General features: G+C 61.0%; 11 protein-coding genes. 1 reads left to right on the top strand and 10 read right to left on the bottom strand.

Features of this window, described 5'->3' with window-relative positions; all coding sequences use genetic code 11:
• Positions 1–278 precede the first annotated feature (278 nt).
• Positions 279–1,508, top strand: a complete 1,230-nt coding sequence (locus DWX25_RS07095; protein ID WP_117734784.1) for a putative ABC transporter permease — start codon at positions 279–281, stop codon at positions 1,506–1,508.
• Between the two features lie 90 nt (positions 1,509–1,598).
• Here DWX25_RS07095 and DWX25_RS07090 read toward each other — a convergent pair whose 3' ends face one another.
• The 10 genes from DWX25_RS07090 to DWX25_RS07045 all read right to left on the bottom strand — a co-directional run bounded on the left by DWX25_RS07090 (position 1,599) and on the right by DWX25_RS07045 (position 15,941).
• Positions 1,599–2,018 carry a molybdenum cofactor biosynthesis protein MoaE gene (locus tag DWX25_RS07090; RefSeq protein WP_117734785.1) on the bottom strand — a complete coding sequence of 140 codons (420 nt, stop codon included), beginning with the start codon at positions 2,016–2,018 and terminating at the stop codon, positions 1,599–1,601.
• Positions 2,019–2,082: 64 nt separating this feature from the next.
• A complete protein-coding gene (locus DWX25_RS07085) occupies positions 2,083–3,078 on the bottom strand; it encodes a class B sortase (protein WP_117798823.1) in 996 nt (331 codons plus the stop codon).
• Between the two features lie 35 nt (positions 3,079–3,113).
• Entirely contained in the window at positions 3,114–3,578 is a 465-nt protein-coding gene (gene purE, locus DWX25_RS07080; protein ID WP_006235810.1) for a 5-(carboxyamino)imidazole ribonucleotide mutase, read from the bottom strand.
• Positions 3,579–4,317: 739 nt separating this feature from the next.
• Positions 4,318–7,632, bottom strand: a complete 3,315-nt coding sequence (carB, locus tag DWX25_RS07075) for a carbamoyl-phosphate synthase large subunit (RefSeq protein WP_117798822.1) — start codon at positions 7,630–7,632, stop codon at positions 4,318–4,320.
• 98 nt (positions 7,633–7,730) lie between these two features.
• The gene (gene carA, locus DWX25_RS07070) at positions 7,731–9,236 is read right to left on the bottom strand and encodes a glutamine-hydrolyzing carbamoyl-phosphate synthase small subunit (RefSeq protein WP_233505199.1); all 1,506 of its coding nucleotides are present in this window, start codon (positions 9,234–9,236) and stop codon (positions 7,731–7,733) included.
• A 317-nt stretch (positions 9,237–9,553) separates the two neighbouring features.
• On the bottom strand, positions 9,554–10,519 hold the full coding sequence (locus tag DWX25_RS07065) for a hypothetical protein (protein ID WP_117734793.1): 966 nt from the start codon (positions 10,517–10,519) through the stop codon (positions 9,554–9,556).
• 19 nt (positions 10,520–10,538) lie between these two features.
• Entirely contained in the window at positions 10,539–12,311 is a 1,773-nt protein-coding gene (locus DWX25_RS07060) for an ABC transporter ATP-binding protein (protein WP_117798821.1), read from the bottom strand.
• A gap of 203 nt (positions 12,312–12,514) precedes the next feature.
• Positions 12,515–13,210, bottom strand: a complete 696-nt coding sequence (locus DWX25_RS07055; protein ID WP_199406603.1) for an NUDIX domain-containing protein — start codon at positions 13,208–13,210, stop codon at positions 12,515–12,517.
• 21 nt (positions 13,211–13,231) lie between these two features.
• Positions 13,232–14,536, bottom strand: a complete 1,305-nt coding sequence (gene purD, locus DWX25_RS07050) for a phosphoribosylamine--glycine ligase (RefSeq protein ID WP_117734795.1) — start codon at positions 14,534–14,536, stop codon at positions 13,232–13,234.
• 118 nt (positions 14,537–14,654) lie between these two features.
• Positions 14,655–15,941: an adenylosuccinate synthase gene (locus tag DWX25_RS07045; RefSeq protein ID WP_117798820.1), complete on the bottom strand. Its 1,287-nt coding sequence runs from the start codon at positions 15,939–15,941 to the stop codon at positions 14,655–14,657.
• Between the last annotated feature and the right edge of the window lie 8 nt (positions 15,942–15,949).

Below are 15,949 nucleotides of genomic sequence, written 5' to 3'. Positions count from 1 at the left end.
CCTCAGAGCCTCGTATTTTGGCGTTACCCACCTTATTATACGCACGGCAGGACAAGCACTCCCGCGTATGAACAGCGCTTTTTAAAAGCCCACCGAGCTAATAATCAGTTTTGTAGCCAAACATTTTATCGGTCTGTCCAGTGCAAGCGCCCGCGCCCCCAGATGGCCGCCGTGTCCACCGTTGGGGATTACAAAGTTGCAATTGGGTCGTTTGTCCTGTCTTTTGGCAGGTCGGCGGCGTATCCTTATAACCTGCAACAAAGCGAGAAAGGTTATGTATGGATCGAAATGAACTCGACCCCAGCGTCCCCAGCGCCACAGAGGTCAAGAAGATCCCCCTGATCATTAAGGTGTACGCCGCCCTGTGCATTCTGTCCGGCGTGGGCACGCTCCCGTCGGTCGCCGCCTTTATGTGGCAGGTCATCACCGCGCTCATCACCGGCAACACCGCCGCCAAGCTCGGCGACAACACGCTCGTCGCGGTTGGACTCATCGTCGCCGGCATCATGCTCTCTGCGGCAAGTGCCGTCATCCTGATCATCTTTGGCCTGGACCTTATCAAAAACCAGCGCCGCAACGCCGCGCGCCTGTCCTATATCCTTATCGCATTTACCGTCGTTGAGCTTTTGGTCGACGTGATGCTCCAGGGTATCGGGCCGTTCTTGCTGCGCCCCGCCATCCAGCTCGGCATCCTCGTCGCGCTTTCGGCCACCGTCGACCCCACGCTTCGTCAGGAGCGCGAACTGCAACGCCGCCTGCAAGAGATGCTCGATCGCGACGCCGCCGCCGAGGGCATGCTCGGCCGCGATGAGACCGGTGAAGGCTACATCAAGCTCAACTACTTCAACCTGTTCTGGGTATTCTTTGTCTGCTGCGTACTCGGCCTGATCCTGGAGGACATCTGGCATATGACGGTCGACGACCCGGGCGTCTACCAGAACCGCGCCGGCATGCTGTTTGGCCCCTTCAGCCCCATCTACGGATTTGGCGCCGTACTCATGACCATGGTGCTCAACCGCTTCTACAAAAAGAACCCCATCATTATCTTTTTGGTGAGTGCCCTACTTGGCGCAAGCTTTGAGGTGTTCGTGGGCTGGTTTATGCAGACCTCGTTCGGTGTGGTCTCGTGGAACTACTCGCACATGAAGCTCTTTGGCATGCCCGACCCACTCGCCGTCCTTACCGGCGGACGCACCTGCACGGGCTTTGCCTGCCTGTGGGGCCTGGGTGGCCTCATCTGGATCAAGCTGCTGCTGCCGAGGCTGCTCAATCTCATCAACATGATTCCGTGGAAGAGCCGCTACTCCGCTACCGTCATCTTTACCATCATCATGCTGGTCGACGGCGTCATGACGCTGCAGTCGCTCGATTACTGGTACCAGCGCGTCAACGGCACTGAGCCGGATATTCCCGTCGCGCAGTTCTACGGCACGTACTTCGATAACGAATACATGGAGAACCGCTTCCAGAGCATGACTATGAGCCCCAAGGATGCGACGCGCGTGTAGCGCCCACCTCGCCCAAAACGCAAAATGCCCGCCGGTATCACACGTACCGGCGGGCATTTTTATAAACGAGCCTTCTATCGACGTAAGCCTCTACGCCTCGCGCTCGACCTCACTCACACACTCATTTTTGATGGTGCCGACAAGCGACTGCAGGGCATCGACCATGTGCGGACGAACGTCTCCGCCAATGAGCACGAGCATGATGTCGTCGCCCACGGTAAGCTCGCCGCTTGCCAGCCACACGCGCACATAGCCGATACCCGGCATCGCGCGCGTGGCCTCGATAGCAGCCTGCACCTTCTGAGCATCGAAGCCAAACACCATGCCGCTCACCTTATGCCCAGACGCCACGCCATCGGTCTCGACTCCGCGCACCTCGGCCTTGGGCGTCGCACGCACCACACCGTTGTGTGTCAGGTACATGCCGCAGCCAGCCGCCGAAGCATCGGCCTTAGCCTCACGCAGCCAAGCATCAACCGAAGGCATCGTTTTGCCACTTTCAAGCATCATTTCTCCCTTACCGTCAGCGAGTAGCTAATTTGGGACGGGGCTCTTTTAGCTACCCCTGGATAATCTACTCCTCGACCGGCGTGAGCACCATGACGGCACGCGTGTTGCTCAGCGATAACGAACGACAGGTCACGAGCGTCAAGACCTTGGTTGCCGAGGCGGCGCGATCGGTGGCATCGCTCGCCACGGCAGAGGCACCGTCGAGCATCTCGGACAGGTAGTTCTTGAGCCCGTCATCGCCCTCAAAATTGGCCGCGCGCGCCTTGGAGTACGTATCCTCAACGACCTTGGTCGCCAGCGGACGCAGCTTATACGTCGCATCGCGCGTGATGTAATACACGCACTCTATGCTGTCGAACGTCGCCTGATCGGTCGTGTCCGAGATCACATTGAACATCGATCCGTCGTTCATGTGGTGACCATAGATCGTAGTCTGCTGATCCACCATGCCGGGCGCAGTGTCCTCGTAATCCAAGAAGATGGCACCCGATGCGTTGGACGTGCCATCGAACAACGTGTTGAGGTACTTGGAATTATCAGTAGCCTGCACTACGGGATAGTTAATGTTGGTGCCCGGTACGTAAATCCAACCGACGACCTCGGGATTTGTCTGGGCAAGAGCATTGAAATCGATAATCGGCACGCCGCTAGCGTCCTTATCGCTATACTGCCGTTCGATCTTTTGATACGACTCGCTCGCCTGCTTGTAGCCAATCTGCGCATTGATAAAGATGGCGGCAGCGGCAACGATCAGACCGATACCGATAATGATGAGCAGAATGGGAATGACGGACCGGCGTTTCTTGCGCGGCGGCTCGGTGTAATCCGACGGCGCGGCATGCGATGAAGACAGGGGCGGCTTCTTAGCGGTGCTATAAGATGAAGGTCGATATGCGGCCGGCGCGTCCTGTCGACGATGCGTCGCCGGCGTCACGGGGCGCGGCGCGCGCGGCTGCTGAGGAGAGGATGTCCGACCCTGCTGTGCCGCACGGGCAGCACCCGGCTTCGACGGATCGGGAATCTGAGGAACCTTGAATCGTTTTCCCTGATAGTCGGACATGGCTCTCCTTATACTGCGGTGAAACGGCGGAACGCCTAGGCGTCGGCCATCTCCTGCTTCATCTTCTCGATAACCTTGCGGTACTCGGGGTCGCATGCGCCCAGAATCTGCGTGGCGTAAATGGCGGCGTTCTTGGCACCGTTGATGGCAACGCAGGCCACGGGCACGCCCGAAGGCATCTGCACCATCGACAGCAGCGAATCCATGCCGCCCAGGTCACTCGTCTTCATAGGCACGCCGATGACCGGCAGCGGCGTAAACGCAGCCACGACACCGCCCAGGTGAGCAGCCTTGCCGGCAGCAGCAATAATCACCTTGATGCCGCGGTCGGCAGCAGTCGAAGCCCACTCGTGGACCTTCGCCGGCGTGCGGTGCGCGCTCGCAATGACGAGCTCATAGGGCACACCGAGCGCCTCGAGCTCGGCGGTACAGCCTTCCATAACGCCCAGATCGGACTTGGAGCCCATGATGATCCCGACAACCGGCTTCTGATCTGCCATAAACAAAGACCTCCTGTTGAGAGCGGTGACGCGGCGATCCGCGACCCTTAACTACTGAGAGTAGTATAGCTGCTCCCGTCCCTGCGGTCCCCGGGTGCCCCGCGGCGGGCCGGGTTTTTATCTTCGCTCCCCTTGCTTCGCAAAATCGCTCCGATAATAAACCCGGCCCGCCGCGGGGCACCCGGGGACCTACCGGGGATTGCTATGACGTACGTTGGCTAATTTGGTTTGGAATGAAAGGTTTGCGGAGGGTAGTGGACAGTTAGTTCAGATACGTATTTTTTGGCCGTGCCTCTTGGCGCTAATAAAGTGGTTTGAAGTCACTTTGAGCCCCATAATGACCCCTATCGCCCTTATATGAGCGTCTCCACCGGTTCGGAAAGTCAAATTCAGCCCAATCGGACTCAGGTCGGCCTTTACACACCCTCTGAAAAATACGTATCTGAACCAACTGTCCAAGGGTATGTTTCACCCCCCCCGGCAAAAGGCCTCCTGGCGAATCAAAATTCGCCAGGAGGCCCCATACAAAACGTGGGCGCCGTCGTTCAAACGAACGACGGCGCCCACACTCACTTTCTTTTTCAGCCCTAGTCATCGCGCAAAGCCCCTTCGGCAGCACACGGTGCAGCCGAGTCACCGTGTGCCGGGGCGGGAAGGCGGACCTTTCTCTCGGAAAACTTCGCGAAGCCCAGTTTCCGAGAGAAAGTGTCCGGCTGCCGCCCCGGCCGACCAGGTCACACTACATCGTGTACTGCGGCAGGTCCTGCAGGGCGATGACGTCCATACCCATGTCGTTGGCGCTGCCGTGACCCTGCTGGTCCTCGCGCACCGCCTCGATGGCACTCACGTATGTGTTGGCAGCGGACATCGCGGTCACGCAGGTCACGCCGCGGCGCACCGCCTCGGTACGCAACAGATAGCCGTCGCCGCGCGAACCCGGACCATACGGCGTGTTGATGATCACCGCAATCTTGCCATCGGCGATAAGGTCGCCGATATTGGGACGCTCGCCGTCATGCGGACCGCTGATCTTTTCCACGATTTCGCACGTCACGTTACCGCCGCGCAGCACGCGCGCCGTACCCTCGGTAGAGCAGATATCAAAGCCAAGGTAGCGCAGGATACGGGCGACCGAAAGGATGTGGCGCTTGTCGCGGTCGCACACGCTAATGAACACCTTGCCGCAACTCGGGTCGGGCAGCTTGTAGTCAATCGCCAGCTGCGTCTTGGCATATGCCTCGGGATAGCTCTTGGCGATACCCATGACCTCGCCCGTCGACTTCATCTCGGGCCCCAGGATAACGTCGGCTCCCGGGAAACGACCCCAGGGCATAACGGCTTCCTTCATGCAGAACCAGTCCAGCTGACGCTCGTCACTCGGCAGGCCCAGGCTCGCGATGGAATCGCCCGCCATGATACGCGCCGCGCACTTGGCCAGCGGCACGCCGGTGGCCTTGGAAATGAACGGCACGGTACGGCTGGCACGCGGGTTAGCCTCGATCACGTAGACGGTCTCGCCCTTGATGGCATATTGCACGTTGACCAGGCCGCGGACTCCCAGCGCCGTCGCGATGCGGCGCGTGGTCTCACGGAGCTTCGCCTGCAGGCTCTCGCTAAAGCTGAACGGCGGAATGCACGTCGCGGAGTCGCCGGAGTGGATACCGGCCTCCTCGATATGCTCCAGGATACCGCCGATGTAGACCTCCTCGCCGTCGCACAGGGCGTCGACATCGGACTCGATCGCACCCTCCAGGAAGCGATCCAGATACACCGGGTAGTCGGGGCTAATGCGCGCGGCCTCGGCCATGTAATCGCGCAGATGCTCGGCATCGTAGGCGATCATCATGCCGCGGCCGCCCAGCACGTAGCTCGGACGCACCAGCAGCGGGTAGCCGATGTGCGCGGCCACGGCCTCGGCCTCCTCAAACGAGGTAGCCTGGCCCGCCGGCGGGTACATAATGCCCAGCTTGTCGAGTAGGGCGGCAAAACGCTCGCGGTCCTCGGCAAAGTCGATGGCATCGGGCTTGGTGCCCATGATGTTGACGCCACTCTCCTCGAGCATGCGCGCCAGCTTAAGCGGAGTCTGGCCGCCGAGCGTCACCACGACGCCGTCGGGACGCTCAACATCAATGACGTCCATGACGTCCTCGTAGGTGAGCGGCTCAAAGTACAGGCGGTCGGACGTGTCGTAGTCGGTCGAAACGGTCTCGGGGTTGCAGTTGACCATGATGGTCTCAAAACCGCGGGCAGCCAACGCATAGCTCGCGTGCACGCAGCAGTAGTCGAACTCGATACCCTGGCCAATACGGTTGGGGCCGGCGCCCAGGATCATCGCCTTGGGCTTGTCCGCCGGCGTGGTCTCGTCGGGGGCAACGCACTTCTTGGCATCCGGGCTCGTGCGGTAGATGTTCTCGTACGTCTTGTAATGGTACTCCGTGGCGCTCGAGAACTCCGCAGCGCAGGTATCGACCGTCTTCATGCTGGGAACCACGCCCAGACCCTTGCGGTAGGCGCGCACAAAGCGCTCGTCCGAGCCGGTCAGCGCGGCAATCTCGGCATCACTCGTGCCATACTGCTTGAGCAGGCGCATCGCGTCGGCGTCAATGTCCTCCACACGCAGGCCGCGGATGCTCTCCTGGACCTGCACCATGTCGTTGATGCGGTTGAGGTACCACGGATCGATGCCGCAGATGGCATGGATCTGGGCGATGTCCCAGCCGCGGCGCAGGGCCTCGACCACAAAGAAGATGCGGTGCTCGGTCGGGGTTGCCACGGCTTGGGCGAGCTCATTGTCGCTCAGCTTATCGGCACCCTCCTTGCCACCGACACAAATACCCTGGTGTCCATCCTCCAGCGAGCGCATGGCCTTGCCAAAGGCTTCCTCGAAGGTGCGGCCGATCGCCATAATCTCGCCCACGGCCTTCATGCGCGTGGTGAGCGTGGGGTCGGTACCCTTGAACTTCTCGAAGGCAAAGCGCGGCACCTTGACCACGCAGTAGTCAATCGTGGGCTCAAAGCAGGCAGGCGTTGCTTTGGTAATGTCGTTGACGATCTCGTCGAGCGTATAGCCAACGGCCAGGCGCGCGGCGGCCTTAGCGATGGGAAAGCCCGTGGCCTTGGAGGCCAGTGCGGAGGAACGACTCACGCGCGGGTTCATCTCGATGACGATCAGGCGACCGGTCTGGGGGTTCACGGCAAACTGCACGTTGGAGCCGCCGGTCTCGACGCCGATTTTCTCCAAGATGGCGAGCGAGGCGACACGCATGCGCTGATACTCAAGGTCGGAGAGCGTCTGCGCCGGCGCCACGGTAATGGAGTCGCCGGTGTGCACACCCATGGGGTCGAGGTTCTCGATAGAGCACACGATGATGCCGTTGCCGGCGTGGTCACGCATGACCTCCATCTCATACTCTTTCCAACCCTCGATGGACTCCTCGACCAGCACCTCGTGGGCAGGCGAGAGCTCAAGGCCCTGGCTCACGATGGAGACGAGCTCCTCGTGGGTATGCGCGATGCCGCCGCCGGCGCCACCGAGGGTAAAGCTCGGACGCAGCACGCAAGGATATCCCACGCGCTCGGCGATGGCCTCGGCGTCAGCCACACTGTAGGCATAGCCCGAGCGCGCGACCTCCAGGCCAATCTCGGCCATGGCCTCGTTAAAGAGTTTGCGGTCCTCGCCGCGCTCGATGGCGGCAAGGTCGCAACCGATCATCTCGACGCCGTACTTGTCCAGCGTGCCGTCTTTCGCCAGCTCGACGGCGGCGTTCAGACCGGTCTGGCCACCCAGCGTGGGCAGCAGCGCGTCCGGGCGCTCTTTCTTGATCACGCGCTCGATAAACTCGGCGGTGATGGGCTCGACATAGGTGCGGTCGGCAAGACCCGGGTCGGTCATGATAGTCGCCGGGTTGGAGTTAACCAGGATGACCTCAAAGCCATCCTCCTTGAGCACCTTGCAGGCTTGGGCGCCGGAGTAGTCGAACTCGCAGGCCTGGCCAATGACGATGGGACCCGAACCAATAACGAGGATACGCTTGATGTCAGTACGTTTCGGCATGTTTAAAACCTCCTAGAGAGGCTGACTCAATGTTTTGGAAAAGTCAGCGAGGGTGCAGCTGGTGCATCAGGTTGCCGTGATGCGAGGGCGCGCTGGGCTTATGCCCGCGCGTCCGAAGCAGAACGGCAAGATGATGTGCCAGATGCAGCCGCAGCGTCGATCGGTCCGCCGTTCGGCAGAACGGCGGAACCATCGTCGGCGAAATTCCAACCGGCAAGGCGGTCCTTCGCGGTGTCGATGTCCAGGTAGTTCTCCTCGCCGTCCATGAGTCGCGTAAAGGCGGTAAAGAGATAGTGGGCATCGGTGGGGCCAGGCGAGGCCTCGGGGTGGTACTGGACCGAGAAGCACGGGGCGTCGAGCAACTGGATGCCCTCGGCGGTGCCGTCGTTAAGGTTCACATGCGTCAGGCGAATGCGGCCAAAGCGCTCGTTCATCACGACCGGCGCGATGCCGCGGCGCACCCAGACGCGCAGATCTCCATCGGCCGCATGCTCGGTCTCGCCGCCGGAAAGCTCGGGGACAAGCTTGCCCAAGCTGGGGAACAGCAGGCCAAAGCCATGATTTTGCGCGGTAATCTCCACGCGACGGCTTACCAGGTTCATGACTGGCTGGTTGCCACCGCGGTGACCGAACTTAAGCTTTTCCATCTGGGCGCCGCAGGCCAGGCTGATCATCTGATGACCCAGGCAAATGCCAAAGACCGGCACCTTGCCGATCAGCTGCTGCACCTGCTCATAGGTCTCCACCACGGCGTCGGGGTCGCCGGGACCATTGGACAAAAAGACACCGTCGGGATTCATGTCGAGCACCTCACTCGCGGGCGTATCCCACGGCACGACGGTAAGGTCGCAGCCGGCACGGACCAGGCCCTCCAGAATGCCGCGCTTGACACCGCAGTCGTAGGCGACCACTTTGTGACGGGCAGGAGCGGCAGCCGCAAGCGCAAAGTCATGCGTGGCAGGCAGGTCACTCGCGGCAAAGACGTGGGGTTCAGGGCAACTTACGGTCTTGACCAAATTCTCGCCCACCAGTGTGGGCGCTGCGGCCAGACGCTCGGCAAGCTCGTCGACGTCGAAGATCTCGGTCGAGATAATGCCCATCTTGGAACCATTGTCGCGCAGATGGCGCACCAGAGCGCGGGTGTCGACACCCTCGATAGCGACGATGCCGTGAGCGCGCAGGTACTCCGGCACGCTGACGGCCGAGCGCCAGTTAGAAGGCGTGGTGCACATGTCGCGGACGATCATGCCGCGCATGGCGGGAGCGCTCGCGGGGCGAGCGGTATCGCCGGGGAAGGCCGACTGGACGTCGGTCTCGTCGATGCCGTAGTTACCGATCTGCGGATAGGTCATGGTTACGATTTGGCCGGCATAACTCGGGTCGGTCATAACCTCAAAGTAGCCCTCGAGCGAGGTATTGAAGCAGACTTCGCCGGTCGCGGTGCCCTCGGCGCCGCATGCACGTCCATAAAAAATGGTCCCATCCTCAAGATACAGGATGCAGGGACCGCAGGTGCCCTTGCTGGTTTTGGCCAGCATACGCTGGCAAAGCTCGCTGGGCGCGAAGGTGCGGGCGGCAGCGCCCGCGGTATGGTTGTTCGCCATAGTTCTCCTTCCCGGTCTCACAGGACCGGCTTAAAGGTGTGTAGTTAGGCCTCGCGGTATTGTAACCGCAAGCATCACTTATGGCGTTAATTTCATAGAATTGTTTACAAAATGATAATTATGACTCCCCATGCATAATGATTCACAACCGCCATCGGGTAGTCTTTTTGGGACGGGGCTATTTTAGCTGCCTCGGCTGCTAGCGCTAGCGTTTTGTCTGATTGACGGCCGGGGTAGCTAAAATAGCCCCGTCCCAAAAAGACTACCCAGAAAAATCATCCCGCGTGGGCTTGTGGCTCACGCGGGATGATGGCCTCCTACTTTTTCTTGTCCTGTTCCAGCAGATCGGACGGTGAGCGATCGGGCTTGCCGCCGCGGAAAATCTCGCGACCATGCAGACGATGTTCCAGGTCACGTTCGGCCTTTTCCTCGTCAATCTTGGTCTGGCTCACCACCGGGTCCTCAATCAACGACGACACCGAGTTCACCTGCTTCTGAATGCGCTCGGCGATGGTGTCATCCATACTCACGATGCGCATCTTCCAGTCGATACTCGTGGCGTTGGATGAACTCTTGGTCCACACGAACGTCAGAATGGCGCTCTGGTGGCCCTGGGCGGGAAACATGCCAAAGAAGGAATCGTGCTGAATGTTGCTATCTTCGTCGATATAGGCGTGCACGTTATACACCACGCGGTCAATCTTATCGTTGAGCAGCGCGTTGGTCGCGAGTGCCGCGGCCTGAATCTGCCCGTTGGACAGCAGTTCGAGCTCGTTGGCAGACGATGTGTCCAACACCGTTGCCTCGACCGTGCCCGTACGCTCATCGGCCTCGTCGACGGAAAAGTCGAGCGGAAACTGCGTAAAGCCGTTGCCCCACTCAAGGCCGCCCTTCAGCGCCGTCGAAACGGTATCGACCGAAACGCTCTCGGACAGATTGGCGGTATTCAGACGGCGCATCACGCCGTAGCCGATCTGCATGCCCACGATCAGCACCAAAATACCGATGACCACGGCCATCGCGGTCTTCGTAATGGTATGGCTCACCTGCGAGCCCGAAGGATCGTCCTCGGACAGCGGGTCGATATGTTTTGCCTGGCGCGCGCGGTCCTCGCTGCGCAGCTGCGCTAGCGCCGCTTTGTCACCGCGCTTGGCCGCAGCCTCCTTCTCGCGCATGCGCTCGGTACGCTTTTTGGCAAGCGTAGGATCCAAGACGCCGGATGCATCGATTTCGGAGAATAACTCCGTCACCTCTTCCGGAGTCAAAGGGTTCTTGTCAGCCATAAACTTCCTGTCATATCAATCAGTCGAGCTCGTGCGCACGCGCACCTTCGAACTGCATTCGATAGTAACGGGCATAGGTGCCGCCACGGGCGAGAAGCTCCTCGTGCGTGCCACGTTCCACAACGCGACCATGCTCAACGGTCGCAATCTCGTCAGCATGCTTAATGGTCGAGAGACGGTGGGCGATGATAATCGTGGTGCGGCCGCGCGCCAACTCTTCGAGTGACTCCTGCACCGCCTCCTCGCTCTCGTTATCCAAAGCACTCGTCGCCTCGTCCAAGATCAGGATCTTGGGGTTCTTGAGAAACACACGCGCGATGGCGACGCGCTGTTTCTGTCCGCCCGAAAGACGGCTGCCGCGCTCGCCCACGACCGTGTCATAGCCCTGCGGCAGCGACTCGATAAAGGCATCGATGTTGGCGCGACGGGCGGCTTCGGCAATCTCTTCTGCCGTGGCGCCCGCTTTGCCGTAGGCGATATTCTCGCCAATCGTTCCATCGAACAGATACACGTCTTGCTGCACCAGGCCGATGGCACGACGCAGGCTCTGCTGTGTCACATCGCGCACGTCCTGGCCGTCGATGCTAATGGATCCGGCGGCCACGTCATAAAAGCGCGGTAGCAGCGAACAGGTCGTGGACTTGCCACCGCCCGAAGGGCCAACCAAAGCGATGGTCTGACCAGGCCTGATGGACAGGTCCATATGGTCGATAACGGGACGCTCGTCGGCATCGCCCTCGCCCAGCTCAACATCCTCGTAGTTAAAGCACACGTCGTGATACTCCACGGCGCCGGCGGTCACCTGCAGATCCGTAGCGCCCGGCTTGTCCTGGATATCCGGCGCGGTCGAGAGCACCTCGTCCATACGCTTAAAGCCGGCGATAGCCTTCTGATACATCTCGGCGGAATTGACAAGCGTCTCGAGCGGCGTGCAGAACAACGAAATGTAGAGCGCAAACGTCGCCATATCGACTGCTTGCAGCTCGCCCTGAGCCACCAGCCAACCGCCGAGCAGCACCACGATCACGTAGAGCACGCCCGAGAGCAGGCCATACGTCGCGGTATAGACGCCCATGGCGTGGTACATGTTCTCTTTGGACGAAAGGTAGCAATCGTTAGAGGCACGGAACTTGGCGCGCTCGGTCTCCTCGTTGGCAAAGCTCTTGACTACGCGCATGCCCGCCAGCGAATCCTGCAGTTGTGCATTGATGCCGCTGATCTTTTTGCGGTTGTCGCTAAAGACCTCGCGCATACGCATGTTCTGCCAAAACATGATGACCGCAAACACCGCCGTCACCACGGCCATGGCAAGCGCCAACACCGGGGCGATGGTAAAGAGGATCACAAACGAGCCAATGATCTCGATGCCGCAGATGATGATCCACTCGGGCACGTGATGCGCCGCCTCGCAGATATCGAACAGGTCGTTGACCACGCGGCTCATCATGTCGCCCGAGCTGTTGCGGTCGAAGTACGTAAAGCTAAAGCGCTCATACTGGTCAAACAGGTCCTCGCGCATCTTGGACTCCATGCGCGCGCCCATCACGTGACCCCAATAGCTCACAAAGTAGCGGCAGGCACAGCGGACGGCATACATCAGCACCAAGCCCACCGCGATCATACCGAGCGCCTGCATAATGGCAGCCTGACCCTGGGTAAACAGCCCACCGGTCAGATTGCGCAGAATAATAGGAAACGCCAGGTCAATGGCGGCAAGCACCAGGGCGCAAACCGTATCGGCAACAAGAAGCCCCATCTGGGGCCTGTAATACGACAAAAAACGCTTCAGCATAATCACCTTACGCGGTTTTACCAAACCGCGTTTCGTCTCGACGCTGCAAGTGCCCCATTTGGACAATCTGGCCTTCAATCGTCGGTCGCGTATATCCATACGCTTCCCTCCTCTTTTAGGCCACCTCGTCTCAAATGGAGCACTTTCGCTGACTTACACAAACCAGCGAGGTCATAACCCCGCCTCAACAAAGTAACCGCTCGCTACAGTTCGGCTCCACCAAGGCGATGCGCGATGCTGTCGCAGGCGAGTGCGCCCACGACGGTCTTGGCGTCTTCGATCTTGCCGTCGAGTACGGCGTCGATCAGCTCGTGCAGCGGCACCAGATCCACGTTGACAAACTCGTCATCGTCGGGGTTGGGCGCGTCGAACTCGAGCTTGGTGGCCAGGTAGATATGAATGATCTCGTCGCAGAAGCCGCAGGTCGTGACAATTGACGTCAAAAAGCGAATGCGACCGGCCCGAAAGCCCGTCTCCTCGTGCAGTTCGCGCTTGGCGCAATCGAGCGGATCCTCGCCCGGGTCGAGCTTGCCGGCGGGAATCTCGACCGTCACGCGGTCGATGGCGGTGCGGTACTGACGCACCAGCACAATCTTGCCGCTCTCGGTCAGCGCCACAACGGCCGCCGCGCCCGGATGGCGAATGATGTCGCGGGCGCTGCGGTGGCCGTTGGGCAGCTCAACCTCAAGACGGTGGACGTCGAGGATCTTGCCCTTCCAGGCGCACTCCTCCGAAAGAATCTTCTCGTGTAGCTCGGCATCGTGCGGGTCGTCATCGCCCAGCACCAGCACCGGCTCGTCAGCAACCTCGCCGCCAGGCTCGCCCTCGGCGTGCCCATACACGCGGCTGTCCTCCTCGACGATCTGCGCGTCCACGAGCTCTTCGTTCTTATCGTCCATCCGTCTCATTCCTCTCGGATTTTAGGCATCCCAGGCGTCGCGGCCGCGCAGCGCGCGCAGGCCAATGTCGTGACGCAGGGTCTTGCCCTCAAAATCGATCTTCTCGCAGGCCTCGTAGGCAAGGTCGCGAGCGTTCTCGAACGTGTCGCCCAGCGCGGTCACGGCGAGCACGCGGCCGCCGTTGGTCACGAGCCGGCCGTCCGCCACGGCGGTGCCGGCGTGGTACACCGTCACGTTCTCCATGGCCTCGGCATCCTCGATACCGGTAATGACCTTGCCCTTCTCGTAGCTGCCGGGGTAGCCCGCGCTCGTCAGGACAACGGCCACGGCCCACTCGTCGCGCCAGTCGAGCTCAATCTGATCGAGCTCGCAGTTGGCGCAGGCCAGCATGACCTCGACCAGGTCGTTCTTAAGGCGCGGCAGCACGACCTGCGTCTCGGGGTCGCCAAAGCGAGCATTGAACTCCAGCACCTTGGGGCCGGCGGGCGTGAGCATAAAGCCGCCGTACAGGCAGCCGCGGTAGTCAATGCCCTCGGCAGCAAGTTCGGCAACGGTCTGTTCCATGACCGCCACCATGGTGGCGTGCTCCTCGTCGGTCACGATGGGCACCGGGCTGTAGACGCCCATGCCGCCGGTGTTGGGGCCCTTGTCGCCCTCGAGCGCGCGCTTGTGGTCCTGCGAGGTGGCCATGGGGCGCACGGTCTTGCCGTCGGTAAAGGCAAGCAGCGAGCACTCGGGACCGGTCAGCATCTCCTCGATGACCACGGTGTTGCCGGCATCGCCAAAGGTGCCGCCAAAGCACTCTCGCACGGCCTCCTCGGCCTGCTCAAGTTCGGTCGCCACGATAACGCCCTTGCCCGCGGCAAGGCCGTCGGCCTTGACGACCAGCGGGGCGCCCTGCTCGCGCACGTAGGCGAGAGCCGAAGCCTCGTCGGTAAACGAGCCGTAGGCTGCCGTCGGGATACCGGCGCGCTCCATGAGCTGCTTGGAGAACAGCTTGGAGCCCTCCATCTGGGCGCCCTCGGCACCCGGGCCAAAGCACGGAATACCCGCCGCGCGCACGGCGTCGGCCACGGCCGCCACGAGCGGAGCCTCGGGGCCAATTACCACGAGTCCGCATCCGTGGCTCTGAGCAAACGCCGCCACGGCCGCAGGATCGCAGTCGTCGAGAACAACGTTCTCGCCGCAGCTCGCGGTGCCGCCGTTACCCGGCGCAATGTAGAGCTTGCCGGCGCGCGGTGATGCTGCGAGCTTTGCTGCCAAAGCATGCTCGCGGCCGCCGCTGCCCAACAACAGGATGTCGATGGTTTGAGTGTCCGCCTTCAAGGGTGCCTCCTCTATGGATGAATGGCCCGCTCCGCGCGAGCCCTTTGCAAGCAAATATACCCCTCGGCCGCCCACTTGGGCTGCAAAGGGGTATATCGCAATAACCAAATGGTCCCGATTACTTCCAGAATCGATTGATGATCTGCTCGCGACCAGCGCCAACGCCAATAAACGTCACGCGGGTGTGTGCCAGATCCTCGATAAACGCCACGTAGTCCTGGGCCTCCTGCGGCAGCTCGTCAAAGCTGCGGCAGCCGGTGATGTCGCACTTCCAGCCAGGGAGCTCCTCGTAGATGGGCTTGGCATTCTCAAAACGCACCTGATGCTCGGGCACGCTCGTATAGCGCTCGCCATCGACGTCGTAGGCGACGCACACCCTGATGGTGTCGAAGGCCGAAAGCACGTCGAGCTTGGTCAGGGCGATATCGGTGAGGCCGTTGACGCGCGAGGCGTAGTTGGCGATGGGGCCGTCGAACCAGCCGCAGCGACGACGGCGACCGGTGGTCACGCCGTATTCATAGCCCTCCTCGGTCAGCGTGTGACCGGCCTCGGACTCATAGGAAAGCTCGGTGGGCATGGGGCCCGAACCGACGCGGGTGATATAGGCCTTCATGACGCCCAGCACGCGGTCGACATTCTTCATGCCCACGCCGGAGCCGGTGATGGCGCCGCCGGCGGTGCAGTTGGAAGACGTCACGTACGGATAGGTGCCGTGGTCGATGTCGAGCAGCGTCGCCTGGGCGCCCTCAAACAGCAGGTCCTTACCCTCATCGATCATGTTGTTGAGCAGCAGGCTCGTCTCGGTGATGTAGGGACGCAGGCGCTCGGCCATGGGCAGATACTCGTCGCAAATCTGCTCCACGGTGTAGGTGGGCAGGTTGTAGATGAGCTCGAGCTCGGGGTTCACGCGGGCGAGAGCGGTCTCCAGCTTGTCGCGGAACAGTGCCTCGTCCAGCATGTCCTGCATGCGCAGGCCAATGCGGGCCATCTTGTCCTGATAGCACGGACCGATGCCGCGCTTGGTGGTACCGATGTTCTTCTTGCCGAGCTTCTGCTCAAAGGCGCCATCCAGATCGATGTGGTACGGCATGATGACATGCGCGTTGCCGCTGATCTTGAGGTTCTTGGTGGTGATGCCATCGGCCTCGAACATGTCAATCTCCTCAAGGACAACCTTGGGGTTAACGACGCAGCCGTTACCGATCACCGACACGTGGTCGGAATACATGATGCCGGAGGGCACCTGGTGCAGGCCGTACTTCTTGCCGTTGACGACGATGGTGTGGCCGGCGTTGTTGCCGCCCGAGTAGCGCACGACGGCATCGAAGTCGCCGGCGACCAGGTCGCAAATCTTACCCTTGCCCTCATCGCCCCACTGGGCACCGACCAAAACGGTTGACGGCATGTTTACTC

The sequence above is a fragment of the Collinsella sp. AF18-8LB genome (genome assembly GCF_003459795.1).
Lineage (GTDB): Bacteria > Actinomycetota > Coriobacteriia > Coriobacteriales > Coriobacteriaceae > Collinsella.
The sequence above is the reverse complement of the archived record's forward strand: the minus strand, read 5'-3'. Positions and strand labels throughout refer to the sequence as shown.

Excerpts from the sequence above, each read along its gene's own strand:
- DWX25_RS07085 (WP_117798823.1), bottom strand. The coding sequence starts at position 3,078 with ATGTCCGACTATCAGGGAAAACGATTCAAGGTTCCTCAGATTCCCGAT.
- DWX25_RS07090 (WP_117734785.1), bottom strand. The coding sequence starts at position 2,018 with ATGATGCTTGAAAGTGGCAAAACGATGCCTTCGGTTGATGCTTGGCTG.
- DWX25_RS07065 (WP_117734793.1), bottom strand. The coding sequence starts at position 10,519 with ATGGCTGACAAGAACCCTTTGACTCCGGAAGAGGTGACGGAGTTATTC.
- DWX25_RS07055 (WP_199406603.1), bottom strand. The coding sequence starts at position 13,210 with ATGGACGATAAGAACGAAGAGCTCGTGGACGCGCAGATCGTCGAGGAG.
- purE (WP_006235810.1), bottom strand. The coding sequence starts at position 3,578 with ATGGCAGATCAGAAGCCGGTTGTCGGGATCATCATGGGCTCCAAGTCC.
- DWX25_RS07060 (WP_117798821.1), bottom strand. The coding sequence starts at position 12,311 with ATGCTGAAGCGTTTTTTGTCGTATTACAGGCCCCAGATGGGGCTTCTT.
- DWX25_RS07045 (WP_117798820.1), bottom strand. The coding sequence starts at position 15,941 with ATGCCGTCAACCGTTTTGGTCGGTGCCCAGTGGGGCGATGAGGGCAAG.
- DWX25_RS07095 (WP_117734784.1), top strand. The coding sequence starts at position 279 with ATGGATCGAAATGAACTCGACCCCAGCGTCCCCAGCGCCACAGAGGTC.
- carA (WP_233505199.1), bottom strand. The coding sequence starts at position 9,236 with ATGGCGAACAACCATACCGCGGGCGCTGCCGCCCGCACCTTCGCGCCC.
- carB (WP_117798822.1), bottom strand. The coding sequence starts at position 7,632 with ATGCCGAAACGTACTGACATCAAGCGTATCCTCGTTATTGGTTCGGGT.